Annotated in this window: 6 protein-coding genes, 1 rRNA gene and 1 riboswitch; of the genes, 2 read left to right on the top strand and 5 right to left on the bottom strand. The window is 50.3% G+C overall.

Annotation, left to right across the window (positions count from 1 at the left end):
- Positions 1–190 (bottom strand): 16S ribosomal RNA (locus BZG23_RS13305); the annotation flags it as partial.
- A 667-nt stretch (positions 191–857) separates the two neighbouring features.
- On the opposite strand from BZG23_RS13305, the gene BZG23_RS13300 reads away from it, so the two are divergent.
- Positions 858–1,340, top strand: a complete 483-nt coding sequence (locus BZG23_RS13300) for an RNA recognition motif domain-containing protein (protein WP_077607219.1) — start codon at positions 858–860, stop codon at positions 1,338–1,340.
- On the opposite strand, the gene murI is transcribed toward BZG23_RS13300, so the two are convergent.
- Together murI and BZG23_RS13290 are read right to left on the bottom strand one after the other, a co-directional pair.
- Positions 1,294–2,115 (bottom strand): glutamate racemase, encoded by an 822-nt coding sequence (murI, locus tag BZG23_RS13295; protein WP_077607218.1) that lies wholly within the window; start codon positions 2,113–2,115, stop codon positions 1,294–1,296. The two genes, BZG23_RS13300 and murI, sit on opposite strands and share 47 nt — an antisense overlap.
- 79 nt (positions 2,116–2,194) lie before the next feature.
- Positions 2,195–4,003, bottom strand: coding sequence for a TonB-dependent receptor domain-containing protein (locus tag BZG23_RS13290; protein WP_077607217.1), 1,809 nt, complete (start codon positions 4,001–4,003; stop codon positions 2,195–2,197).
- A gap of 34 nt (positions 4,004–4,037) precedes the next feature.
- Positions 4,038–4,269, bottom strand: a riboswitch (cobalamin riboswitch).
- Between the two features lie 122 nt (positions 4,270–4,391).
- Here BZG23_RS13290 and trmA point away from each other — a divergent pair.
- Complete coding sequence (gene trmA / locus BZG23_RS13285) at positions 4,392–5,495, top strand: tRNA (uridine(54)-C5)-methyltransferase TrmA (RefSeq protein WP_077579510.1); 1,104 nt, start codon at positions 4,392–4,394, stop codon at positions 5,493–5,495.
- A gap of 86 nt (positions 5,496–5,581) precedes the next feature.
- Here the strand turns inward: trmA and BZG23_RS13280 are convergent, their stop codons facing one another.
- Entirely contained in the window at positions 5,582–5,965 is a 384-nt protein-coding gene (locus tag BZG23_RS13280; RefSeq protein ID WP_046074424.1) for a YijD family membrane protein, read from the bottom strand.
- Positions 5,966–5,978: 13 nt separating this feature from the next.
- Positions 5,979–6,614 (bottom strand): HTH-type transcriptional repressor FabR, encoded by a 636-nt coding sequence (gene fabR / locus BZG23_RS13275; RefSeq protein ID WP_046074425.1) that lies wholly within the window; start codon positions 6,612–6,614, stop codon positions 5,979–5,981.
- Positions 6,615–6,677 lie beyond the last annotated feature (63 nt).

Genomic DNA, 6,677 nt, shown 5'->3' with positions numbered 1-6,677 from the left:
ATGCGGTATTAGCCGTCGTTTCCAACGGTTATCCCCCTCGTCAGGGCAGGTTCCCAGCCGTTACTCACCCGTCCGCCGCTCGACGTCCAGTAAATCCACCGAAGCTTCAATACTGCCGTTTCCGCTCGACTTGCATGTGTTAGGCCTGCCGCCAGCGTTCAATCTGAGCCATGATCAAACTCTTCAATTTAAGTTTTTCGAAACCGAAGTTTCAGCTCAATGAATACTGATTACTGTTTCTCTCCGAAGAGAAAAACGAATTGACTGTGCCGAACAACTGTAAAAGTTGTCGTTTGGTCACTCAGTTCATCGAATAAATCTTTTTGTCTATTCTCAACGAGTGCCCACACAGATTGCATAGGTCAAATTGTTAAAGAGCGYTGACGWTGCGAAGCTGCGCTTCGCTTGGTCAGGGCTGCGTATCTTACGCGCCTTGCCGTTAAAGTCAAGAAGAAATTTTATCTTTTATTTTCAACCCACCGGGTGAAAATAAAACCTCTTTTTGACTCCCCTAACGCTTGGCGTTAAGTAGGCCGGCCATCTTAATCTTTTAAAAACTCACGTCAAGCGTTTATTTTTATTTGATTTTTTGCCTCGACATGGCAGTAAATCGCTTGCCGTGTCGATGTGGGGCGTAGTATAGCGACGCGGATCACACTGACAAGGGATTTTTACGTTTTTTATTTCGACTGAGCAATAATCCACCTAAAATGATGAATAACCAGCGATTTGAAACATTATTGATACGAGACCTTTACCGCAAGGTAACGCTGGCTTGTTTTCTTGGTCTTTTTCACGACATGCATTGCCGAAATGTTGTCATGTCATCACTTTAATCGTTCTATTTAATTACGCTTATGAAATCACCAGTTAATTTTGCTTTAGTCATCTGCATCGCCGTCCTTGGCGCAATTATTGTCAGCCTGATGGACGTCAGCTCACCCGCACTCTCGTTTGCTGTGGGTGCGATACTTAGTGGCCTGGCTTGCCTATATCTTCCTTTGCCCAACTTTATTCAGCCAGAGCAAGCACCATCTACATCTACCTCGTCGAGCGAAAAAGAAGAAGAGTCTCCGCAAAGTAAAACGCTATACGTTGGAAACTTACCTTATCGTGCGAATGAAAATGATGTACGCACGCTGTTTAGCGAACATGGAGAAGTGTTTGCCGTTCGTCTAATGAAAGACAAGCGGACGGGGAAACGCCGAGGGTTTGGTTTTGTGGTGATGGCCGCCGGGCATGCCGACGATGCTATCAATGCGCTCAATAATAATGTTTATGGTGAGCGGACACTTAAAGTCCGTGAAGCGAATGAGCCAAAAAAGCAGGCGAATAGCTGACATCCGTAAAACCTATCGATCGGATAAAGTCCGCCAAGGCATCGGCTTTAATAGGGGTTGCCGTCGCATAAGCGCAATGCTTCGACGTCGCTGCGGTAGCCCTTGCGTCGCTATCTAGACTCACCAGCGAGACCACGCGACGCGCAATCGCCTCTCCCGAATCAATTAAGTGGACTTCATCACCCACCACTGATTGAATTTCATCACGCAGTAAAGGGAAGTGAGTACAGCCGAGAACGAGGGTATCGACGGTTCCTTTAAACGGTCGCAATATCGCCGCGAGATCTTGCTGATTCACCGCCTCACCCCGGAGTTTGCGTTCTGCCATGTGCACGAGCGCCGTGGTACCGACTGAGACTACCTGGCACTCTTTGGCAAAGTCCGCCACTAATTGTTCGGTATAAGGGCGGGCGACGGTGGCTGGCGTAGCGAGTAAGCCAATGATTTTTTTCTGACTGATCGCTGCTGCAGGCTTGATCGCAGGCACAACCCCCACGACCGGAAGCGCTAACTGCTGACGGAGCGTCGGTAATACCAGCGTCGATGCTGTATTGCATGCAATGACGACGATATCAATATCATGATGCGCACACACAGCGCGCACTTGAGCCGCCACCCGTGTGACCAAGCGCGTGTCATCTAACTCACCGTATGGAAAAGCTTCGTTATCGAACAAATAGGTGTAGTTAGCGTCAGGAAGCTGCTCTCGTACCGACTGGTAAATCGATAAGCCACCCACACCAGAGTCAAAAATCAAAATATTGGGCTGCGCCATGGGACACTCATGCAATCAATAACGCCCTTATCATAACGACAAGGGCGTGAAGAAAGCTAGTTTCGCCGAGAAGCAATCACTAGTAGTGATAGTCCAACGTCATAAAATAGGCGCGCTCAGCGGCAGGATAACCACCCGCTGTCTCGTACTCTTTATCAAACACATTATCGACTTTGCCTTTCACGGTCAGGTTATCGGTCGCTTGATAGGATGCAGTGACCGCCCACAGGCTATAGCTTCCCAACATCTCTCCACCGGAATAATCCAGACGGTCACCTTGATACTGCCACTGAGTACCGAGCTGCAGTCGCTCCCATTGGTACGACGCATCCCATTTCGCCACCCGTTTGGCGCGGCGTGCGAGCTGCTCACCGGTGTTATCCTTTTTGGGATCTTTATACGCCAACGAAAGCTGGTTATGGAGTGATGCCACATCAAAGTTCGCAATGAGCTCAACACCCTTAATCGTTACCTCACCAATATTGCGATTTTTCTTGGCCTCTGCATCCCAATCGATCATATTATCGATATTGTTAATATAGCCTGTGAGTGACCAATCAACGTCAGCCGTTGCTCCACGCAGCGAAAGCTCCGTATTTGACGACTCCTCCGGCTTGAGCGTTGCATTACCGCCCCATCCGTAAAGCTCAGTCAGACTTGGTGCCTTAAAAGCAGTGCCGTAGCTAGCGACCAATTGATACCCTTCCGCTATCGCAAGACCCGCACTCGTCTGCCACGTCGCATGCTGTCCGTATTGTTCGTTATCATCCGAACGTGCGCTTGCCTCAATAGACAGTGCTTCTACTGGGCTAAATTGCGTTAAAAGGTAAGTGCCCAGGTTATCGCGCGGATTGATTGCAATATCATCGGGGTTGGTAATCAAGCTGCCTTCATTAAAGGTGTCTTGTCGATAATCCACACCGCCACCAAGCAGCCAATCCTCCGTGGCTTGATACTGGAGTCCCAACGAGGTAGAGACTTGCTCAACATCTGAGGTTTTATTGTTTTTACGGTCACTGCCAGGACGATAGTCGAAGTTTTCTTGTTGGGAGATTTCTGCGCTGAGTGTTGCTCTCCAAGCGTCAGAGCGGTAGTTCAGCGTGCTGGCCAGTGCTTGGCTTTCTAGCCAGCCATGTTTTAAGCTGCCAAAATTATCGTAATCGTACTCATTCTGGTACCAGCGCCCCGTCACATCGGCCGACCAAAATGTATTCCAGCGATGACTGTAGCCAAGCTGCGCGTTGCGGCCGGTAAAACCATGCTGATCACCCCGGTTGCTCGCTGTCGGATGAACATTGTATCCATCATTCGACTCATACCCAGCGATGCCTGAAAAGTGACCGTTATCGCCCAACGTTGTTGCCCATGCGCCACTAACAGCATGATGATCCAAACTGCCTACGGTCGCAGAAACATTGGCTCGCTCTTTATTGGTTTTGGTAATGATATTGATCACCCCACCAATCGCGCTCGACCCATAGAGTGTGGCACGTGCGCCGCGAATGATCTCAATGCGTTCAATACTGTTCACTGGGATCTGATTAAAATCTACCGAGCCTTTAATGGATGACGCCATACGCATGCCATCAATCAAGACTAAAGAGTGGTCTGATTCCGTGCCGCGCATAAAAATAGAGGCAATTTGTCCTCTACCTCCGCTTTGAGCAATCTCGATGCTCGGCACCGTGCGCAATACATCGACAAGGCTTCGCGCCTGCAAGCGCGCAATGTCTTGACGCGTCAAAATGGTTGCTGATTGCAATACCGAGGCATCGGACTGCGCAAACCGACTGGCGGTCACCACCACCGTTTCAGTGTTTTGCTCGGCCCACGCGGCCGCGGGGAATAGTGACGTCGCCACCAGACTCGCCACAATCTGTTTGTTCATTGGATCTTCCTTCCTAATCGCGAGAATAGGCAGCACTGTGCTGCGAGTGTGGGCTGTATTCGGACTTAAGAGCATGGCTTTCGCCGCCTACTGCTAACGACTTCCCATCGCATACCATCAATCAGTATTGGCGACAGTGTCTGGCCTAAGGCCGGTTAGGGTCGTTCTCTAATACCGCTGCGCGTCAGTTGCGGGCTCTCACCGCATTCCTGTGATCCGTCACATATTGCAAGACAGGATCACTTCCCCACGCTCGGATATTAGCCGTCTAGATGGATATTGTCCATTGATAACCTTATTGAATAAGGGAGAATCGTGAGCAAGGGTGGACATGGCTGGGGATTTGTCTAAAATCTGCGCTCATTTTCCAATCGCTGAGGCAGCCATCATGACCAAGGCTCACACCGCCGTTGACTACGACACACAGCTTGCTGAGAAAGTCCAACGACTCAATGCACAACTCGCGCCGTTTCACGCACCTGAGCTAGAGATCTTTCGCTCACCGGAAACCCACTATCGGATGCGCGCAGAGTTTCGGGTATGGCATGAAGGCGACGACTTGTATTACATCATGTTTGATCCTGCAACCAAGCAGAAGTACCGGGTTGATACCTTTCCTGCCGCGAGCCGCTTGATCAATGACCTCATGCCGCTATTAATGGAGGCCATCAAGCCCAACGACGCCTTACGACGTAAACTGTTCCAGGTTGATTTCCTCTCCACTCTAAGCGGTGAGATCTTGGTATCGTTGCTCTATCATCGCCAGCTAGACGAAGAGTGGGACAGCGCCGCGCAAGCGCTTAAACAACGTTTGAACGATGAGGGCTTTAATCTCAATTTGATTGGCCGTGCGCGCAAGCAAAAGAAAGTGCTAGACCGCGACTACGTTTTAGAAAAGCTCAATGCCGATGGTCAGACGCTGATCTACCAGCAAATTGAAAACAGCTTTACCCAACCCAACGGGCCGGTGGCTGAGAAAATGCTGGAATGGGCCATCGATTGCACTCGCGATAGCCAAGGTGATTTGCTGGAGCTGTATTGCGGGAACGGCAACTTTTCCCTCGCCTTGGCGAAAAACTTTCGCCGCGTTCTCGCCACCGAGCTGGCGAAACCCTCAGTGCAATCGGCGCAGTACAATATTGCCGCTAACAACATCGACAATGTGCAGATTATTCGCATGTCTGCCGAAGAATTCACTCAGGCGATCAATGGCGAGCGCGAGTTTCGCCGCTTAAAAGATCAAGGGGTGACACTGAGTGACTATCAGTGCAATACCATTTTTGTCGATCCCCCTCGTGCGGGCATGGATGATGAAACCTGCAAAATGGTGCAAGGTTACGATCGGATTTTATATATTTCCTGTAACCCTGAGACCTTGGTCGAGAACTTAGAGCGCCTAAGCCAAACACACCGCATTAGTCGCTGTGCGCTGTTTGATCAATTCCCGTTCACCCACCATACCGAAGCCGGGGTGTGGTTAGAGCGCAAATAGTCACGGCAAGCAAGCGCGGATAAACGTAAAAAAGGCGTCTTCTCGACGCCTTTTTTGGGTTTCAATCACAGCTGTTTTAGAGACAATTAGACGTCAGAGGCGGTATCGTTTTTCGCTTTGCGGCTGAAAAAGCCCAGTTTGTGGCCGACCCAGAACGCTAATGCCATCGCAACCAAAATCGAGAAGAAGTTGCCGCCCAGCTCTGGCATTTGCATACGGATAAACGCTGAGTAGCCAAATGCCCCCACCAAGAAGCAGGCAAACGCAATCAGCGGCGTGCCTTCCGTCAGCGGCTGGCGTTCGTGAAGTTGGTAGCAAGCGTGCACGGCCAGTACAAACGCAAGAATGGGAAAAATAGAAAATGCCACACCACTGACGAACAGTGTCGCGAGAGTTGCACTTCCACAAATGCCGGTAACCAGTGCCAGCAGCAAAAATTTACGTTCTGATTTCACTTGCTCGTGTTCCATGTCTTCACCTGTTTTATGACAGTTTTTCCTGTAAGGCTCGCCGCTCACGGTCTTTTCGATACCAGTAAGCTCCCTTGGCTATCATGCGCAATTGTAACACCATTCGCTCTGCCAATTCTGCGCGGGCGTGAGGGTCAAGATCAAGCGCTTCCGCACCCATATTGAAGACCAAAATCACACACGCTTCTGACTGATTGTACGCTTCTTCATAGGTGAGCTGCGTACGAGATTGTAAATACTCGGTCAACTCAGCAACAAAATGTTGTATTTCCCTTGCCACGGCGGCACGAAACGCCGAAGAGGTGCCTGAACGCTCGCGCAAAAGCAACCGAAACACATTTGGGCTGCTCTCGATAAACTCCATAAAGGTTTCGACCGAGGTACGCACCACACTGCCTTCAGCCGCTATCCGCTGACGCGCCTGACGCATCAGTTGACGGAGCAATAGCCCGCCCTCATCAACCATGGTTAACCCCAGCTCATCCATGTCTTTGAAGTGGCGGTAAAAAGAGGTGGGCGCGATTCCCGCCTCTCGCGCCACTTCGCGCAAGCTGAGGCTGGAAAAACTGCGCTCAGCACTGAGCTGGCTGAACGCCGCATCAATGACAGAACGGCGCGTTTTTTCTTTTTGTTGTGCTCGAATACCCATCGCACTCTATCCATGGTCACCATGCTGCCACTATACGCAATTTTAGCGTTTAAATCAGCCAAT

The organism is Salinivibrio sp. ML290, from assembly GCF_001995695.1.
Lineage (GTDB): Bacteria > Pseudomonadota > Gammaproteobacteria > Enterobacterales > Vibrionaceae > Salinivibrio > Salinivibrio siamensis.
This window is presented reverse-complemented; position numbering and strand designations above follow the sequence as displayed.